Below are 18,099 nucleotides of genomic sequence, written 5' to 3'. Positions count from 1 at the left end.
TTTTAAAAGTCAACTTTTATGCCCCCTCCGATCCGTGCCGGCATCGGGTAAGCATTATTACCATATTGCACATCCGGGTCGGCATTCACTTTATCTGAACGCCAAACAAGGCCCAGGTTTTCTCCGGATGCATAAAAAGTAGCCCGCTTAATTGTTTGCCGCGTAAGCCTTGCCAGTGACAAACTGTACTCCATCCGGATCTGTTGCAGCCGGATATTGTCTCCCTTAAATACATTAACATCTGTCATAGCATAGAATGCATCACGGGTATTGTTAGCAGGATATGGCATGGAAGGGACAGTCGTCTTTTTTTCATCACCAGGTTGCTGCCAGCGCCGTGCAAAGTCAGGGTGCGTAGTATTTGAGGAATACAGCTGGCTATAATTGATGGTGTTACGAAGTATGGAATACCGGAAGCGGTATTGCAGCGCTACGATCAGTGAGATACCTTTCCATGAGAAAATATTGGTAAGGCTGCCAAAAATCCGTGGCAGTGATGATCCGTGATTGACCAGCTGTGCTGAATCTGCATGCTGGTTCAGGATCGCAGTATAATCCCGTGAGGGTTTCCCGTTCAGTAAGCCGATGGGATCTCCATTCTCCGCATCCAGCCCCTGAAATGGCAGGGAATACAGTGCAAACGGATCCCGTCCCTTTACCGGGAAGCGCCCGGAGTTTTGACCCGCAACCCTGTTGGCTATTAGTTCCGGATTATAATGCTCATCCAGCTCCAGCACTTTATTACGAACCGTACCCATCCTCCATTCTGTTGCCCATCGGAAAGGGCCGTCTATATTTATGGAATTAACAAGCACCTCCAGCCCCGAAGCCTTGAGGGATGCAGCGTTCATTTTCGCAGAAGCCAGACCGGTAGAAGGCTCCATAGAAATCTGGTAAATAAGATCGACAGACCGTTTTGTAAATACATCTAACGAAACGTTCAGTCTTCCCTTCCAAAAGCCCCCGTCTATTCCAACATTGAATTGCTTTTGCCGTTCCCAGCTCAGATCTTTATTGGAGGGCGACAGAATACGGTAATCCCCTGCTCCGAAACGCGGATCTACCTGCTCAGAAAATCGGGTAATGATATTAGGTGATAATGTATTGTTGACATTCCCCTGGTAACCGTAATTTGTCCGCAGGCGCAATACTTCTACTGCCGGAGCATTCCAGAATGCTTCTTCTGCTATATTCCATGCCAGGCCCGCCGACCAGAAAGGTTTCCATTTATCGTTCGTAGCTACGCCGAACAGGTTGGCAGCATCACGCCTGCCACTGATTGTAAACACATACCTGTTTTCGTAACTCCAGGAGGCGTTGGCATAATAGGAAACGAAGCGGTTGAGTGTGCCTCTGAAAGGCATCAGTATGGTGGGAATTCTCCGTTCCCCGCGTCCGCCATACTGCTCATAAGGCGTTATATAATCAACCGGTACGGTTGCCTGCGTGCTCTCATTGTATCCATATACCTGCACAGATTCTTCATCCAGGCTCCGCTCTCTGACTTCTGCTCCGGCCAATGCATTAATGTGATGCCGCCCGTCAAAAACCTGCCTGTAGTTAAGCTGTGCCCTCGCCATATGCGACTTCCATTGTGCGTAGGTATCATCGCGCCGGCCTGCTACAGGAATGGGATGGCGGTATGCCGGGATATCTGTATCGAGATTGGTGAACAGATTGATAAGATTTCGCAGTGCATAGCTTTCCAGATTATTAATACTCCACCGATGCATGCGCCCTGTTAGATACTGGTACTGAATATCGGCCGTCAAATGCTTTGTGATATCCGCACGGAAACCTGTATTCACAATAATTTCCTTTTCTGTGGAGCCAATATCCTGATTCCGCATTTCCTGTAAAAAGCGGTATTTCCAGTCGAGGAGCTTTCCTCCACCAGCGGTATCGGTATAACCTTCGCGGTGTTCAACTGCATAGGTAACCGGGTTACCGTTTTCATCCGCAAGCCGCGTATAGGGTGTAAAATTCAGGTTGCCGAATTGCCCCAGGCTATTCCCTTTCGTGCCAATCTCCGAATATCTGATACCCAGCTGCCACGACAGAAAACTGGTGAGCCTGAACTGGTTGTCGGTATTTAATGCTACCCGCCTCAAAGCTTCTCCACGCACAAAACTGGGTGCCATATCGAAGCTTCCGGAAACTGCATACCGGATACGGTCGCTGCCGCCATTCAGGTTAATTGCATACTGACTGGTAACAGCATTCCGGTATACGTATTTGTCAATATCCCGGCGAAGATCCTGCTGTTGAAGGGCATCCATCCTTGCAGCAGAATCCGCTGCAGATATTTGCCCCAGCCGCCGCTGCTGGAATATTTCCACTGCTGCTGAAACTGCACGGTTGCGGCGTATTGCCGTATTATAAAATCCACGGCCGTGGAGCATCTTTTCCACTCCAATGAAATCGCTTGCAGACATGGCAGGATACCTGAACAAGTCCGGCTTCAGTAATACGTTTGTATTTACATTCAGTGAGATCTGCAACGGCTGGTTAAACCGTCCTTTTTTGGTGGTAATAACGATGACACCATTGGCAGCCTTAGCTCCCCAGATGGAAGCAGCCGCCGCATCCCGCAGAATGGAAATGTTTTCGATATCGTTAGGATTGATGGAATTCATGTTTCCTTCATAAGGAAAATTATCCAGGACGATAAGCGGCCCTTCAATGGAAGTAGTAAGAGTACTCAGTCCCCGTAACCGAAGATTCCTGGGCTGAACACCATCCACACCGGGCTGTAGCCTGTTCCGGTCTGTCAGAATACTGGAAGTAAGCCCATCCAGCCGGCTGAGAACATCAGGGCCCAGCTTACGGTTTACCTGTTCATTTGTAACGAACTCAAACGCACCTGTAGCACGTTCCTTTGGTACTTCCTGATAACCTGTGGAAAAAACCTCTACCTCATTGATAGTACGGACATCGCGCTTCAGCGCCAGTTGTAATACAGCGCTGTTACGCACACTCCACTCTGCCGGATGAAATCCCGTATAGCTGACGACCAATATGGCTCCGCGCGGTACATCCGGTATCTGAAATCTGCCTTCCCCATCGGTGGTGCTGCCCTGTGTGGTGTTTTTCACTAACACGGTAGCCCCGGCAAGACCACGCCCTTCCGGATCCGTAATCTGCCCCCGCAGGTTATAAGCCGTATCAGCCACAGTGCCCATGGAAGAGGCTTTCGGCCGGAGGATAATGACCTCATCCCGCAGCTCCCACTCAAGGGGTTTTCCTTTAAACAAGGCAGTAAAAACATCATGGACTTTGGTGCGGTAAAAACGGATGGTCCGGGTTTCGGAATCGTTTACCAGGCGATCGGCATACATAACACGCAAATCCGTTTGCTTATGTATTTCCCGGAAAATATCCCGCAAAGGCATGCGTACGGCATCCAGGGTTACCAGATCATTTGCCTGGCGTAAGGCGGCCCCCTGCGCAGTATACGACAGGAGCCATGCGCAAACAAAACAGTAGAATAGTTTCATGACAGCAAGTATCAAATAGTGGTTCGAACAGCTTAGCTAAGAAGCGGAGAAATCATGTCTGGCTGTCTTAAATGGTAACAGGGAAACAAATGGTATACTCACTAATACCGGATCCGGAAGCCGGGGGAGTAAACGGACCATAAAAAAATATTTCACAAACTCATTGGAGGGCTGGCAATCAGAAAATATCCCTACTTTTAATGTGTATACGCTCCACTTATTATCTACCGCAACTTACCCATACCGAATGGCCGACGTTTGCAACGAGGTGGCTCTGCTGTTGCATCTACAGCAGGGAACCGGCGAATACGCATCCTTCTACCGTCATTACCGCAAATGGCTGCTCATTGCGGCTACCGCCATCCTTCAGCAGGAGCAGGAAGCGGAAGAGCTGGTACAGGAGTTTTTCACTGATTGCTGGGAACGGCAGTTATATCTCCGTATACCTGCCATCAGCAGAGACGCTATCCGTAATTATCTCTTTATTGCCATCAGGAACCGTTGCCTCAACCGTATGGCAGTTGCCGATACCCGGCGCAAAAGGCTAGCCATGCTCACGGATAGGCTGGAAGACGTTACTTACCCCGTATACAAAATGGAAACACAGGAACTGGGGAGGTCGCTGGAAGATGCTATCCGAAAGCTTCCGCCCCGGCAGGGTACTGTTTTCCGTTCCGCTTACCAGGAGGATAAATCGCGCCGTGAAATTGCCATAGAAATGAATATCAGCGAAAAAACCGTCAAGAAGCAAATGCAGCTGGCGCTCAAAAACCTGCGCGGGCTGCTGCGGCATTTGTATTAAGCTTACTCCGCACCAGCGGAAAAATTGTATTTCACATGATGATGACTGAAGGAGAACATATATTCAAACTGATGACGATGCGGCTTGCAGGGGATACAACGCCGGAAGAAACTGCAGAGCTGGAACGTCTTATCCAGACAGACCCTGCCATCAGGGCCAGCTGGGATATTATGTGTGCCACCTTCAGTAAGGAGGATATTGATAATAAATTCAGGCGGCTGGATCATAAACCCTGGGCCCCCATCTCAATAAAGCGTTCAGGACCTTTGCGTGCAGTACTCGCCGCAGCAGCCATAGCAGCCCTGCTGGCAGGATGCATCTGGTGGCTGCTGTCACCCTCCCGGACACAGCTTAGCCACGTAACTGCAATACAGGCAACCGGAGGCGTTACATTGTCGACCACATCCGGCCAAACGGTGGATCTTTCTCACTCATCAGGGACCAGCTCTATTAAAGGCTGGCAGGCGGAAGCCGACAGTCAGGTACTCCGAATTAATTCCATTGCCGAAGGCACATCCGGCCTCAACCGGCTGACTGTTCCACCCGGGCTCACCTACCGGGTAGTACTTCCTGACGGCAGCAAAATATGGCTCAATAGCGCTTCCGTACTCGATTTTCCTGGCAGTTTCCAGGGAAGTGAAAGGAGAATCCGCCTCAAAGGGGAAGCCTGGATGGAGATACAGGCAAACCCGCAACAGGTATTTGTTGTAGAAACTGAGGGCATGACGGTTACCGTACTGGGGACCGATTTTAATCTGCAGGCTTACGACCCGTCAGCCATACAATTATCCCTCATGTATGGTGCGGTGCGTGCGGAAGCTAATGGCCGGCAGGTTACATTACGCCCCGGCCAGCAGGCCTCATTGCAAAATGGCAACCTTACTACCGGAACATTCGATGAATCGGTAGTATCAAGCTGGCGAAACAATAAGTATTACTTTCAGCAAACCACCCTGCGCAATATAGCCTCGGTGCTGCAAAGAGCATATGAAATTGAAGTGGTAATCGATGACCCGGAGGCTGCAGAGCAGGCATTCAGCGGCTTACTCAATCAGCGTAAGCCGGTTAAAGTATTCCTCGATAACCTTCAAAGCACAACTGCCATCAGATACTATTTCGACGATAAAGGAAAACTGCATTTCAAATAACCCGTACTAACAGGTCAACCAGGTAACGCCCTCAGGCAGGCGAAAAACAACCGTAAAGCAAGCATCTCCCCTCTCCTTACGATCATCGGGACCATTGACGATGGTCATTGAACCGGTTTTACCGGTTACTTACATTTGTATCAGATTGAAGAAAGCACTGATGCAAAGTTGATGCGCCACCCGGCCCGAACCAATACACCGACAAACTATAACCTCCGTCTTCATTCCCAATTAATCCTTTACTGAAACCGACTGCTCCGGCAGACTGGCTTTCGCATGCCTGCGAGATACAGCTTTATCCGGCTGATGCCCGTTCCACCGGCAGCATTCTCAAAAGTGTTGTATGAAAAATCTGACGTTCGCATGCATTACGGCATGCCTGACCATCCTTTGTGCCTGTACTAAAGAACCACTCGAAGAATTCATTCCTCCCAATGGCACCTCCTCCACAACAAACTTTATAGTTAAAGACTCTACATTCGTTATGAACCCGCGGGTAGATAGCGCAAATATGCTGGCGCTGATTAATGCTTACCGCAGTAAAGGCTGTAATTGTGGTGATACCTGGATGCCACCCGCACCACCCCTGACATGGAATATCAGGTTGGAAAAAGCGGCATGGTTACATAGCAAGGAGATGAACGACAGCATTTATATGAGTCATACCGGGAAGAACGGAAGCACTGGTGGGGACCGTATTCGGAAAATGGGTTACAACTGGAAGTCTTATGCGGAAAACCTGGCATTGGGGATACTAACTGAAAAAACTGTTGTAGCCGGGTGGATGGGTAGCAAGTCGCATTGTTTGGCCATGATGAACCCGCTCCTGAAAGAAACCTGTATCGCCCGCATCAGCAATTACTGGACACAGGAAATCGGGTTGTCCTATTAACTACTGCGCAAAACGCATTAAAGCACTGCTCTTTCCAAACACCCATTCAGGGGTAACTAAATTTCCAACAGGTAATGGGTACCAGGCATTGGAAGCGGAAGGGTTCCGCAGCAGATGGATATCCTGAGCCGGCATATAACTCTGAGCAAGCAGGAACATCTTTTGTCCATGTTGATTGACAGCCACATCCATTACAATTACCGCATGACCCGGGGAACCAGCTTCAATGAATACATCACCCGGGATTACATCTTTTACATTCTGCACAGTTTTTAATTGCTTTTTCAGAGATATAGTTCCGGCGTAGGAGAATATGAATTCGAGGTAAGATTCGAGACACTGCCTTCCCTGACATGGTGAACCGCTATTAACTTTCATCAGTTTACTGCCGCGCAACTTCCAGCGCGTGCCGCGTTGCCAGCCAGCATAATCCAACACTGTACCATCGGTGGCATTGAAACTGATACGGTTCGTTTTTTGAGTGGCATATAGGTATTCCGCATAGAGACGCATTACTGCATCTGCACATTGCTGTAGATCTTTCTTACCGGTTGATATATTGAGGACTGCCACCTGGGCCGACTGGTTTCGTTTCTTCTCTCCATTAAAAAGATATACGGTAGAACTTTGTTTCAAAGGTACTTTTCGAAGCCATGCCCCAAACGAAGCCGTCGGTTGTGTTATCCTGCTATAACCTGCTGGTAATGGCCAGTTACCTACGGTCTGTGCATGGGCAATACCCACAAAAAAAACAGAAAGGATAATCAGGAAGGTGCGCATATTGAATAGATGCAGAAACCTGGTACTTCCATAAACCGGTGAACATTTAAGCTAGTGACCCTGGCTTATCTTCCTGTAATCAATATGCAATATTTAGGCTAAAGGGATGGAACACGAAGTGAACTCGGGGTGTACACCGGGTGAAATGGCAGTCAATTGCGGACAAAAGGTGGACTTGATGTGGAGATGATATGGAGGTCGGCTTAAGATGACAGCAGACAGATAAAGGGATGATCAGGTTTCTGTATCACATAACACTGAATGCCGGAGGATTGGCCTGCCGGGTAGTTTTTTTATGGCGATATGTTATTCCCATTGAAAGTTCGGTTGTTCGATTTGAGCATGGAGCGTTATAAGATTACCAAAACAATGAGTTCCTGCTATACCTGAATATACGTAACACGCAACAAAACGATGGCTTGAATGCAGTGAAGAATATTTAGCACTACCGCAGTACACTTTGCAGGATTTCAAAAGACGATGGAAGTGGGGTTAAATAATCCCTAAGCCAGCTTTCATCAGGCGTTAGAAGTTTTCGAAAATAATAATGACCTGGGATCGCGGTTGGCCTTTAGATTGGAAGAGGTATACCGGGCTTACTTTCCTGCAGAGAAAAGACATTTAAAAAAAGATGACACGACAGTATATTGATGTTGAAGAGGCGCGACTTATTACTGACTTCTTGAAATTAACCAAGTTGCATCAGCTATATTCCAGGGAAAAGTAATTGCATTTATAATAAGTGAGAGAAGTGCCGGAGCAAAGGAGGTTCTCTATTTCAGACAGGCTGAATTGAATGCGTATTACAATCCCGCTATAAACAAAAATCCGCAACAGTGATAAAACTATTGCGGATTTTCCCTTGTTGCCCGACCAGGATTCGAACCTAGACAAACAGAACCAAAATCTGTCGTACTACCATTATACTATCGGGCACCGTTCGTTGGGATTGCAAAAGTATAACTTTTTTTATTTCTGCAAAAAAATTGTTCGGTTTTTTGAAAACTTTTCACTGAAACTCACTGATACCAAGCCTTTCAACTTATAATAGCCGCATTACCTTATCCACAATGTGCTCCGGTGCCAGCTCCTCCATACAGGCATGATCTCCTCTGAAACAGGGCTTGCTGCCGAATACTGAACAAGGGCGGCAATACAGGTCCAGCTGCACTGCATTCTCTTCCTTCTGGCCGAATCCCATAAATCCTGCAGAAGGGTGTGTAGCGCCCCATACAGACACTACAGGTACCCCGAAGAGTGAAGCCAGGTGCATGTTAGCGGAGTCCATACTAACCATAACAGAAAGACCGCTTATGATACTTAATTCCTCTTCGAGAGAATGTTTTCCGGCTACCACCTGCAATCCATCCACACGTGATGCCAGGGCTTCCAGTTGCAGAGTTTCCTCCTTACCGCCGCCAAACAGCAGGATATCTGCCTTCGTTTGTTCGCGCAGCTGGCGGATGGCAGTTTCCATGCGGGAAATGGGGTAAGTTTTCTCACGATAAGTGGCAAATGGTGCAATGCCGATCTGCTGTTTACCGGATAAAGCACGGGGGAATGTTCCTGAAGCATTCGCATCCACCGGGTAACCCAGCTGTGCGAAAACGGCGCGGTAGCGGTTGATAGTCGTTGTAAGAGGCTGGAGGATTTTATTTTCCTTCCGGGTGAGAGCCTTCTTCCCTGCCCTGCCCTTATCTATCACAGCTACTTTCACAGCTGATAAACGGAAAAAGGAACGAAGTATCTGGCTGCGGAGCACCTGGTGGAGGTCAGCCATGGCACGGATACCGGGATACTGCGCACGAACTGAGCGGAAAAGACGGAAAAGGCCATTAACACCCTTATGCTCACCTTTCAGGTCGGCAGGTACGAAAATCAGCCGGGGAATCCCCTTACAGAGCGCACCCCAGTTTTTATTGGTGACGAAAACGATCGTGAGATCGGGATAGGTGTCCAGCACCTGCTTCATAACGGGAATGGTCATGGCCACATCGCCCATGGCGCTGAAGCGGACGGCCAGGAGGGTGGACTTACTGTCCGTTTTTTTGCCCATACAGTACAGGGTTGAGCGAAGGATCGTTGTACATTTTCATTTGCTTGTACACTTTCATGTACTTGCGGCCTTTAGAGATATCTTCCAGCAGCTCCTCAATCGCTTTGGAAAGATCCCGCTGCTGCTCCAGCAACACATCAAGCTTACGGCTGCATGCCTGGCGGTGCTCTTCTGTAGCATCGGCCCGGGTAGCTTCTTCGCGCATATGCCAGATTTTCAAACCCAGGATCGAAAGGCGGTCGATGGCCCAGGCGGGGCTTTCAGTATTGATTGCGGCGCCGGGTGCCGGAATTATGTTCTTGTATTTATCGAGGAAGTAACTGTCGATATACTCCACCATGTCCGTCCGTTCCTGGTTGGAGCGGTCGATCCAGCGCTTCATTTCCAGTGCTTTAACGGGGTCGATGGCCGGGTTGCGGATAACATCTTCCAGATGCCATTGCACTGTATCAATCCAGTTTTTGGAATAGAGTAAATGTTCGATGGAGGCGTTTTCATAAGGATTCCGGGCCGACTGGTGGATATCGTCTGCCACATGGTAATCGCGGATGCTCTGGTCAAAAATTTCGATGCAAAGTGCGGTAAACATGCAGCAAATGTAAATAAAAAAGCACGCTGTGGAAACAGTGTGCCGGGCATAAAATCATGTGAATGTTCGAGAATGCAATTGTGTAGGCTTTCAATGGTACTCTAAAGAGGGCTTCGATTTTCTTCCGAAACAAACGAAACCTTCCGGTGACCATATGATGCCGGCATGTTGGAGACGCCCGCAACAGTGCCGGCAACAATAGTCAGATATAATTGATGGGAAAATCCAAAGTGGAGATTTTCCGTGCCTTTCTGGTTAAATAAATTTTCAGGAATGCGTTCAGGGTTACAATCTGGGTCGCTGTCTTGCTAAATTGGCATTTCCTGGTCTTCTAAGTCTAAATTACGCCGCATGCCTGTATTATTCCTGCAGTGGTGAAAATTCTGTATTAAAAAAAGCCGCGCAACCATAATGGCAGCGCGGCTTTATGTCCGAAAAAACAAAACTACTTCACTTCTTTCCTGGCGGCATAATACAAGGGTATGCCTAAGAGGATGATACCCAGGCCCGGAACTGCATATTCAGGCTCATAAATGAGCAGCAGCACGGCCAGTGAAAGGGCTACTAGCACATAAATGGCAGGGAGAACGGGATATCCGAAGGCTTTATAGCTCCGGGGTACATCAGGCCGGGTTCTCCGCAGTACAAATATGCCAATGATGGTGATCACGTAAAACAGCAGTACGCCGAAAATAACCATGGTCAGCAGGTCGCCATATTTACCGGAAAGGCATAATAACGAGGCCCAGAGGCACTGAATCCAGAGGCCGGTGCCGGGCACGTCAAATTTGTTAAGCTCGCCTGCCTTGCGGAAAAACAGGCCGTCTTTTGCCATTGTGTAGTAAATCCGGGCGCCGGAGAGGATCAGGCCGTTGTTACAGCCAAAAGTAGAGATGATGATCATTACTGCAATGGCCGTAGCGCCCAATCCGGGGCCGAAAATTCGCTCCGCAGCTGCAACCCCTACTCTTTCATGCTCCGCAAAGGCAATCTCGTTAAAAGGCAGTACAGCGAGGTACATGAGGTTTGCAGATACGTAGATAATCGTTACGATGAAAGTGCCAAGGAAAAGCGCCCGACCGATGTTTTTCTGGGGATTTTTGATTTCCCCGGCTATAAAGGTCACATTGTTCCAGGCATCGCTGGAAAACAGGGTCCCTTTCATGGAAACAGCTATGGCACCCAGGAAGGCCATTCCGCTCAGCGCTGTGGTTACCAATTGGCCATCCACCATCTTGAGATTGGCAGTTTCCCAGGCATTGGTCCAGTTGGCGTTCCAAATTTCAGCTTTTGCTCCTATCAGCAACCCGAAAATGATCAGGCCGAAAAGGGAGAAGAGCTTGGTGAAAGTAAATACGGTCTGAATGATCTTCCCGTTTTTAACACCTTTTGTATTGATCCAGGTAAGGAGCACAATGGAAAGTATGGCGATTATCTGGGCCATATTGACCGAAAATGCCCACCCTCCCAATGGAATTTTAAATAACACGTTGGTTTCTCCCAATCCCGGGGCAAGATACCCGAGGTATTTGGCGAATGCCATGGCCACGGCTGCAATGGTGCCTGTCTGGATAACACCGAACTGCGTCCAGCCAAAGAGAAAAGCGATAAATGGATTGTAGGCTTCGCGGAGGTATACGTATTGTCCGCCGGCTTTCGGGAACATCCCGGAAAGCTCCCCGTAACTAAGGGCCGCAATAAGTGTAACGATACCCGCCAGCACCCACATTGCCATCATCCACCCGGAAGAGCCCATAGACCGGGCTACTTCGGCGGAAACAATGAAAATGCCGGAGCCGATCATCGAGCCTGCCACGATCATTGTGGCATCAACGAGACTAAGCGTTGGCTTGAAAGAATGTTCCTGATTGGACATGAAGAGGTTGATAAAATGGTTGATAAAAGAAAATCCCGGTAGCTACACCGGGATCAAACGTAGAAATCGTTCAATTATTTTTTGGGAGTCGCGTCGTTCAACGCTTTGATCACTTCTTCCGTAACATCATATGCATCGTCTTTGTAAAGGATGTTGGATGCACCTGCACGGTATGAGAAAATGAAAGCATAACGCTTGTCTGCGTTCACCTGTTTGATTGTTTCTTCAAGTCTTTTCTGCAGATCTTCGGAAAATTGTGCTTCCTGTGTTTGCAGTTGCGCGATGAGGTTCTGACGGTTTGCTTCATGCTGCTGAGCCTTGCGCTGGAGCGTAGCTTCAGCGGCCTGACCTTCTGCCTGCGTCATAGTCGGGGCTCTTTGCTGGAGTACCCGCAGTTCGTTCTGCAGTGCCTGTTCTTTGCTGGCAATTTCGTTCTGCGCAGCTTCCTTCTTACGGTCCAGCTCAGTTTTCTTGTCTTTGAAATAAACGTAGTGTGCTTCCAGCGAATCAATATCTACAAAGGCCAGCTTTTGCCCGCCGCCGGCAGACTGCACGGAAGAATCTTTGCCGGATGTAGAAGCCGTTTTGCCGTTGTTTTGCTGACAGGCCGCAAATACGCCGGCTATAGCCATCAGAAATAAACCATTTTTCACAATAAGTTGACGGGTGTGCATGTTGATCGGTAGATTTTTTTACGCTTGGATATAATTTAGTATTTCTTGCAGCGGCTAAAATAAGATTTTTGGGATATAAAAAAACGTTAAAAAGAAAATAGTGGAAAGATATGATAGGCAAGGGTTTGCGGGGCATTCCCCCCGTAAAAACGAAAAAGGGAGGCATCGCCCCCCTTCTCCTGGTTATTTTTTCACCTTTTCAAGTGCAATTTCCGGCTCGTCTGTGGTCAGGTAATCGGTTCCTGCCTTTAAATAAGTATCCATCTGGACAGGATCGTTTACCGTCCAGATATTTACGGTTACATTATTCTTCTTTGCCTCCTGGAAGATATTCATGTCTTTATCAATCACTTTGGAATTATAATCAAATCCCCAGATACCGTCTGCCTTTAACTGGGCAGGCGTTTTGTCGCCATTGAGGTAGGCCACTTTTGCATGCGGGTCGAGTGCTACGAGTTTCTTACAGATATTGTAATCAAAGCTGATGTACAGCATCCAGGCCTGCGATTTATGCTTGCGGATAAGATCGTAGCAGCTTTGTGCCAGTTGCTCGCCGCGGCCGGTTTTAGAGGGTTTCAGCTCCAGAACGAGGCGGGTCACATTCTGTTTCATACCTTCTTCGAGGTATTCTTCAAAAGTAGGCACACGGTCGCCGTTTTTCAGTTCGATGGTAGTAAGTTCAGCCAATGGTGTTTCTTCCACTACTTTACCGCCGATATGGGGGTCGTGGGAAAGAACGGGAACCCCGTCTTTGGAAAGCCACACGTCAAATTCTGAGCCTTCACATCCCAGGCGGGATGCTTCCCGGAGGGAGGTAATGGAATTCTGGCTGCCTGCAGTATGCTTCCAGGCTCCACGGTGTGCAACCACCTTATTGCGTGCGAAGTCGTCTTTCACAAAAATGAAAGATTCTTTCTGTCCGCCCAGCTCCAGCGTTACCGCATATTGAACAGCAGAAGCTTCATGGATGCTTTTCTTCTTCTTCAGTTTCACTTCTCCTTTCTTTCCGATCATAAACAGGCCGGAGGTATCTTCCGCCAGCTTCACTCCTGCAGCTGGTCCCTGAGGGGTAAATACCTGCCCGATAACCCCACCGGATTTCCCTTTGGGAATGGTGTAATTGTTTAAATGAAACGCGGGAGCCTGCCCGTTCACCGCCGCAGCGGCCAGTAATGCCGGGATCATGAATCGATAACGTAGACGCATGGTATTGTGTTTTCTATGCTTGATTGAATATTTCAACAACTTACGGAATATTATGTTCTGCTTTCAAATCAGTTACATAAGCTTACAAAATACGGTGGCGAACGGATAATTCAAAGGGGTTACTTTAGTTTTTAATGAGAACTTAATAATAGCTGAGGGTGGTGATTGTAGCATAAAAAAAGGCCGTCCCGGAAAGGGACGGCCTTGGAATATAGATCGGTATAAACCTATTCTTCTTCGTCGAACTGGAACACTTCTTTGGAAGATGCGAGGATGTCGTATTCTTCTTTGGAGCCTACGATCATGTTCTCGAATTCTCTCAGACCTGTACCAGCCGGGATGAGGTGACCGGTGATAACGTTCTCTTTCAGGCCAAGCATATCGTCCGTTTTGCCGTTGATGGCTGCGGAAGACAGTACTTTGGTTGTTTCCTGGAAGGATGCGGCAGAGATCCAGCTGTGCGTACCCAGAGAGGCCTTGGTGATACCGAGCAGAAGCGGGCTTGAAGTAGCCGTTTCAGCATCACGGTATTCAACAAGTTTCTTATCGGAACGGCGCAGTACGGAGTTTTCTTCGCGCACCTGGCGGAGCGTTACGATCTGACCTGCCTTCATGGTAGCGGATTCACCAGCTTCGGTTACTACCTTCTTGTCGAAGATCTGATCGTTTTCTTCGAAGAACTCGAACTTGTCGGTAGTATCGCCTTCGAGGAAGCGGGTATCTCCCGGATCTTCGATGGTTACTTTGCGCATCATCTGGCGAACGATCACTTCGATGTGTTTGTCGTTGATCTTTACACCCTGCAGGCGGTAAACCTCCTGGATCTCATTCACCAGGTATTCCTGTACGGCGAACGGACCTTTAATGGAGAGGATATCCGCAGGAGTGATAGAACCATCGGAAAGTGCGGTACCTGCTTTCACGAAGTCACCGTCCTGAACCAGGATGTGGCGGGTCAGCGGAACGAGGTACTTCTTCACATGTTGTTCGCGGCTTTCGATGATGATCTCACGGTTACCACGCTTGATGTTACCGAATGCTACTACACCGTCGATCTCAGATACGATAGCGGGGTTGCTCGGGTTACGTGCTTCGAAAAGCTCGGTAACACGCGGCAGACCACCGGTGATGTCGCGGAGCTTACCGATCACACGCGGGATCTTAACGATCACCTGACCGGATTTCACGCTAACACCTTCTTCCACGATGATGTGGGAGCCTACCGGAAGGTTATAGGATTTAACTTCCTTATTACCATCCACGAGGAGCGACGGGATCTTGTTTTTATCTTTTGTTTCGATAACCACTTTCTCACGGTGACCTGTTTGCTCATCAGCTTCTTCACGGAAGGTGATACCTTCAATGATGCTGTCGAAACGGATCTTACCGGCGATTTCAGAAACGATAACGGCGTTGAACGGATCCCATGTGCAGATCACATCACCTTTCACCACTTTCTGACCATCTTTCACTACCAGGGTAGATCCATAAGGAATGTTGTTAGTGATAAGGAGACGATCATTCTTCACATCCATGATCCTTAACTCACCGGTACGTCCGATAACCACCTGTACTTTCTCGCCTTCGTTGTTTTCGAAGGTAGTGGTACGGAGACCATCGAATTGGATTGTACCGTCGAATTTCGCAGCCAGGGTAGATTCTACTGAAGCAGAACCGGCCACACCACCTACGTGGAACGTACGAAGTGTCAGCTGTGTACCAGGCTCACCGATGGATTGTGCAGCGATGATGCCCACGGCGTCACCACGCTGTGCCGTGTAACCGGTAGCGAGGTTTTTACCATAACATCTTACGCACACACCACGTTTGCTTTCGCAAGTGAGTACGGAACGGATTTCAACTGTTTCGATCGTGCTTTCTTCGATCTTACGGCCAATTTCTTCCGTAATCTGTTCGCCGGCAGCAACAAAGAGTTCTTCGTCGTTTGCAGGGTTGAACACATCGTGGAGAGAAGTACGGCCAAGGATACGGTCGTACAGTGGTTCTACTACTTCCTCATTATCTTTCAGCGCAGAAGTTGCAATGCCACGGAGGGTACCGCAATCTTCTTCGGTGATAACCACGTCCTGTGCAACGTCTACGAGACGGCGGGTCAGGTAACCGGCATCCGCCGTTTTGAGCGCCGTATCCGCAAGACCTTTACGGGCACCGTGCGTGGAGATGAAGTATTCCAATACGTTCAGACCGTCCTTGAAGTTGGAGAGGATCGGGTTCTCGATGATCTCGGAACCGGAAGATCCGCTCTTACGGGGTTTAGCCATCAGACCTCTGAGACCGGCCAGCTGTTTAATCTGTTGTTTGGAACCACGTGCACCGGAGTCAAGCATCATGTACACGGAGTTGAAGCCCTGCTTGTCTGATGCCAGTTCGCGGATCAGTGTCTCGGTCACTTTCGTGTCCACACGGCTCCAGATGTCAATGATCTGGTTGTAACGCTCGTTGTTCGTGATAAGACCCATGTTGTAGTTATCCCACACTTCGTCCACCTCGCCGGCAGCACCGTCGATCATGAGCTGCTTAGCGTCGGGGATGATGAGGTCATTGATATTGAAGGACAGACCACCACGGAATGCCGTACGGAAACCCAATTGCTTGATATCGTCCAGGAATTTCGCGGTTTTTGGAATGTCAGTCGCTTTAATGATGTCGCCGATGATCTCACGCAGTGATTTCTTCGTCAGCAGGGCATTTACATATCCTGCTTCCTTAGGAACGTGCTGGTTGAAGATTACGCGGCCCACAGTGGTTTCGATCAGTTTGCGTTCGAGTGTGCCGTCTTCTTTACGTACATCAGCTTTAACACGGATGTTCGCATGAAGGTCAACACGTCCTTCGTTGTGCGCAATGATCACCTCTTCCGCGGAGTAGAAGGCTTTGCCTTCACCTTTCACGATTTCGGTTTCTGTGGATTTTTTACCCTTGGAAATGTAGTACAGACCAAGAACCATGTCCTGAGAAGGAAGGGTGATCGGCGTACCGTTCTGCGGGTTGAGGATGTTGTGTGAAGACAGCATCAGCAGCTGTGCTTCCAGGATCGCGGCGTTGCTCAAAGGCACGTGTACCGCCATCTGGTCACCGTCAAAGTCAGCGTTGAACGCAGAACACACGAGCGGGTGCAGCTGTATCGCTTTACCTTCCACCAGTTTAGGCTGGAATGCCTGGATGGAAAGACGGTGAAGTGTCGGAGCACGGTTAAGCATCACCGGGTGACCTTTCAGTACATTCTCCAGGATGTCCCAAACCACTGCTTCTTTCCGGTCTACCAGCTTCTTCGCTGATTTCACGGTTTTAACGATACCTCTTTCGATGAGCTTACGGATAATGAACGGTTTGAACAGTTCCGCAGCCATATCTTTAGGAAGGCCGCACTCATGCAGTTTCAGTTCAGGGCCTACCACGATAACGGAACGACCGGAGTAGTCCACACGTTTACCGAGAAGGTTCTGACGGAAACGGCCTTGCTTGCCTTTCAGTACGTCGGAGAGTGATTTCAGCGCACGTCCGCCTTCCGCTTTCACGGCGTTGGATTTACGGCTGTTATCAAACAGGGAGTCAACCGCTTCCTGCAGCATACGTTTTTCGTTACGCAGGATCACTTCAGGAGCCTTGATCTCGATGAGGCGTTTCAGACGGTTGTTACGAATGATTACGCGACGATAGAGATCATTCAGGTCGGAAGAAGCGAAGCGGCCACCGTCCAGGGGAACGAGAGGACGCAGTTCCGGCGGAACAACGGGGATGTATTGCATCACCATCCATTCCGGGCGGTTATCTACACGGCCATTTGCATCACGGAAGGCTTCCACCACGCTGAGGCGTTTCAGTGCCTCGGCTTTACGCTGCTGGGATGTTTCCGTAGCAGCCTGGTTGCGGAGCTGGTAAGAAAGGCTGTCCAGATCGATCCGGGCAAGCATCATTTCTACCGCTTCTGCGCCCATCTTCGCGATGAACTTATTCGGATCCTCATCAGGCAACAGCTGGTTATCTTTCGGAAGGGTATCCAGGATATCCAGGTACTCTTCTTCAGTCAGCAGATCTGCATAGTTGAGGCCCTTCTCCTGCTTCACTCCGGACTGGATGATCACATAACGTTCGTAATAAACGATAGTTTCCAGTTTCTTGGAGCTCATGCCGAGCAGGTAACCGATTTTATTAGGTAATGATTTAAAATACCAGATATGTACAACAGGCACCACCAGGCGGATGTGCCCCATTCTTTCACGACGTACTTTCTTCTCAGTCACTTCTACCCCACAACGGTCGCACACAATGCCTTTATAACGGATACGCTTATACTTTCCGCAATAGCACTCGTAATCCTTTACAGGACCGAAGATCCTTTCGCAGAATAAACCATCACGCTCCGGCTTGTAAGTCCGGTAGTTGATGGTCTCAGGTTTCAGCACTTCGCCATAAGAACGCTCCAGGATGGTGTCCGGTGAAGCGAGACTGATGGTAATGCTGCTAAAATTTGATTTGGGACGATTTTCTTTCTTGATGGCCATTGTATGTTGTTTAAAGAAAACTCAATGTCTTGCGTGAAGCCGGCAGTTCAGGT

At 48.8% G+C, this 18,099-nt stretch carries 11 protein-coding genes and 1 tRNA gene; 3 read left to right on the top strand and 9 right to left on the bottom strand.

Annotation, left to right across the window (positions count from 1 at the left end; genetic code table 11):
• Positions 1-2 precede the first annotated feature (2 nt).
• Positions 3-3,497 carry a SusC/RagA family TonB-linked outer membrane protein gene (locus DEV76_RS13060; protein WP_109698356.1) on the bottom strand — a complete coding sequence of 1,165 codons (3,495 nt, stop codon included), beginning with the start codon at positions 3,495-3,497 and terminating at the stop codon, positions 3-5.
• Between the two features lie 247 nt (positions 3,498-3,744).
• Between DEV76_RS13060 and DEV76_RS13055 the strand changes: the two genes are divergently transcribed.
• The 3 genes from DEV76_RS13055 (at position 3,745) to DEV76_RS13045 (ending at position 6,339) form a co-directional block, all read left to right on the top strand.
• Positions 3,745-4,299 carry a sigma-70 family RNA polymerase sigma factor gene (locus DEV76_RS13055; protein WP_109698355.1) on the top strand — a complete coding sequence of 185 codons (555 nt, stop codon included), beginning with the start codon at positions 3,745-3,747 and terminating at the stop codon, positions 4,297-4,299.
• A gap of 35 nt (positions 4,300-4,334) precedes the next feature.
• Complete coding sequence (locus DEV76_RS13050; RefSeq protein ID WP_109698354.1) at positions 4,335-5,447, top strand: FecR family protein; 1,113 nt, start codon at positions 4,335-4,337, stop codon at positions 5,445-5,447.
• A 343-nt stretch (positions 5,448-5,790) separates the two neighbouring features.
• Positions 5,791-6,339: a CAP domain-containing protein gene (locus DEV76_RS13045; RefSeq protein WP_109698353.1), complete on the top strand. Its 549-nt coding sequence runs from the start codon at positions 5,791-5,793 to the stop codon at positions 6,337-6,339.
• Here the strand turns inward: DEV76_RS13045 and DEV76_RS13040 are convergent, their stop codons facing one another.
• The 8 genes from DEV76_RS13040 to rpoC form a co-directional block, all read right to left on the bottom strand.
• Positions 6,340-7,119 carry a DUF4846 domain-containing protein gene (locus DEV76_RS13040; RefSeq protein WP_109698352.1) on the bottom strand — a complete coding sequence of 260 codons (780 nt, stop codon included), beginning with the start codon at positions 7,117-7,119 and terminating at the stop codon, positions 6,340-6,342. It lies immediately after the preceding gene.
• Between the two features lie 865 nt (positions 7,120-7,984).
• Positions 7,985-8,055, bottom strand: a tRNA-Gln gene (locus tag DEV76_RS13035).
• Positions 8,056-8,161: 106 nt separating this feature from the next.
• The gene (locus DEV76_RS13030; RefSeq protein ID WP_109698351.1) at positions 8,162-9,175 is read right to left on the bottom strand and encodes a glycosyltransferase family 9 protein; all 1,014 of its coding nucleotides are present in this window, start codon (positions 9,173-9,175) and stop codon (positions 8,162-8,164) included.
• Positions 9,153-9,764, bottom strand: coding sequence for a DUF4254 domain-containing protein (locus DEV76_RS13025; RefSeq protein ID WP_109698350.1), 612 nt, complete (start codon positions 9,762-9,764; stop codon positions 9,153-9,155). The genes DEV76_RS13030 and DEV76_RS13025 overlap by 23 nt, the downstream gene beginning before the upstream one ends.
• A gap of 445 nt (positions 9,765-10,209) precedes the next feature.
• A complete protein-coding gene (locus DEV76_RS13020; RefSeq protein WP_109698349.1) occupies positions 10,210-11,640 on the bottom strand; it encodes an APC family permease in 1,431 nt (476 codons plus the stop codon).
• A gap of 74 nt (positions 11,641-11,714) precedes the next feature.
• Entirely contained in the window at positions 11,715-12,314 is a 600-nt protein-coding gene (locus DEV76_RS13015; RefSeq protein WP_109698348.1) for an OmpH family outer membrane protein, read from the bottom strand.
• Between the two features lie 183 nt (positions 12,315-12,497).
• Complete coding sequence (locus tag DEV76_RS13010) at positions 12,498-13,520, bottom strand: glycerophosphodiester phosphodiesterase (protein ID WP_109698347.1); 1,023 nt, start codon at positions 13,518-13,520, stop codon at positions 12,498-12,500.
• Positions 13,521-13,747: 227 nt separating this feature from the next.
• Positions 13,748-18,046 carry a DNA-directed RNA polymerase subunit beta' gene (gene rpoC / locus DEV76_RS13005; RefSeq protein ID WP_109698346.1) on the bottom strand — a complete coding sequence of 1,433 codons (4,299 nt, stop codon included), beginning with the start codon at positions 18,044-18,046 and terminating at the stop codon, positions 13,748-13,750.
• Between the last annotated feature and the right edge of the window lie 53 nt (positions 18,047-18,099).

This window comes from Chitinophaga deserti (assembly GCF_003149455.1).
In the GTDB taxonomy this organism is placed as follows: domain Bacteria; phylum Bacteroidota; class Bacteroidia; order Chitinophagales; family Chitinophagaceae; genus Chitinophaga; species Chitinophaga deserti.
This window is presented reverse-complemented; position numbering and strand designations above follow the sequence as displayed.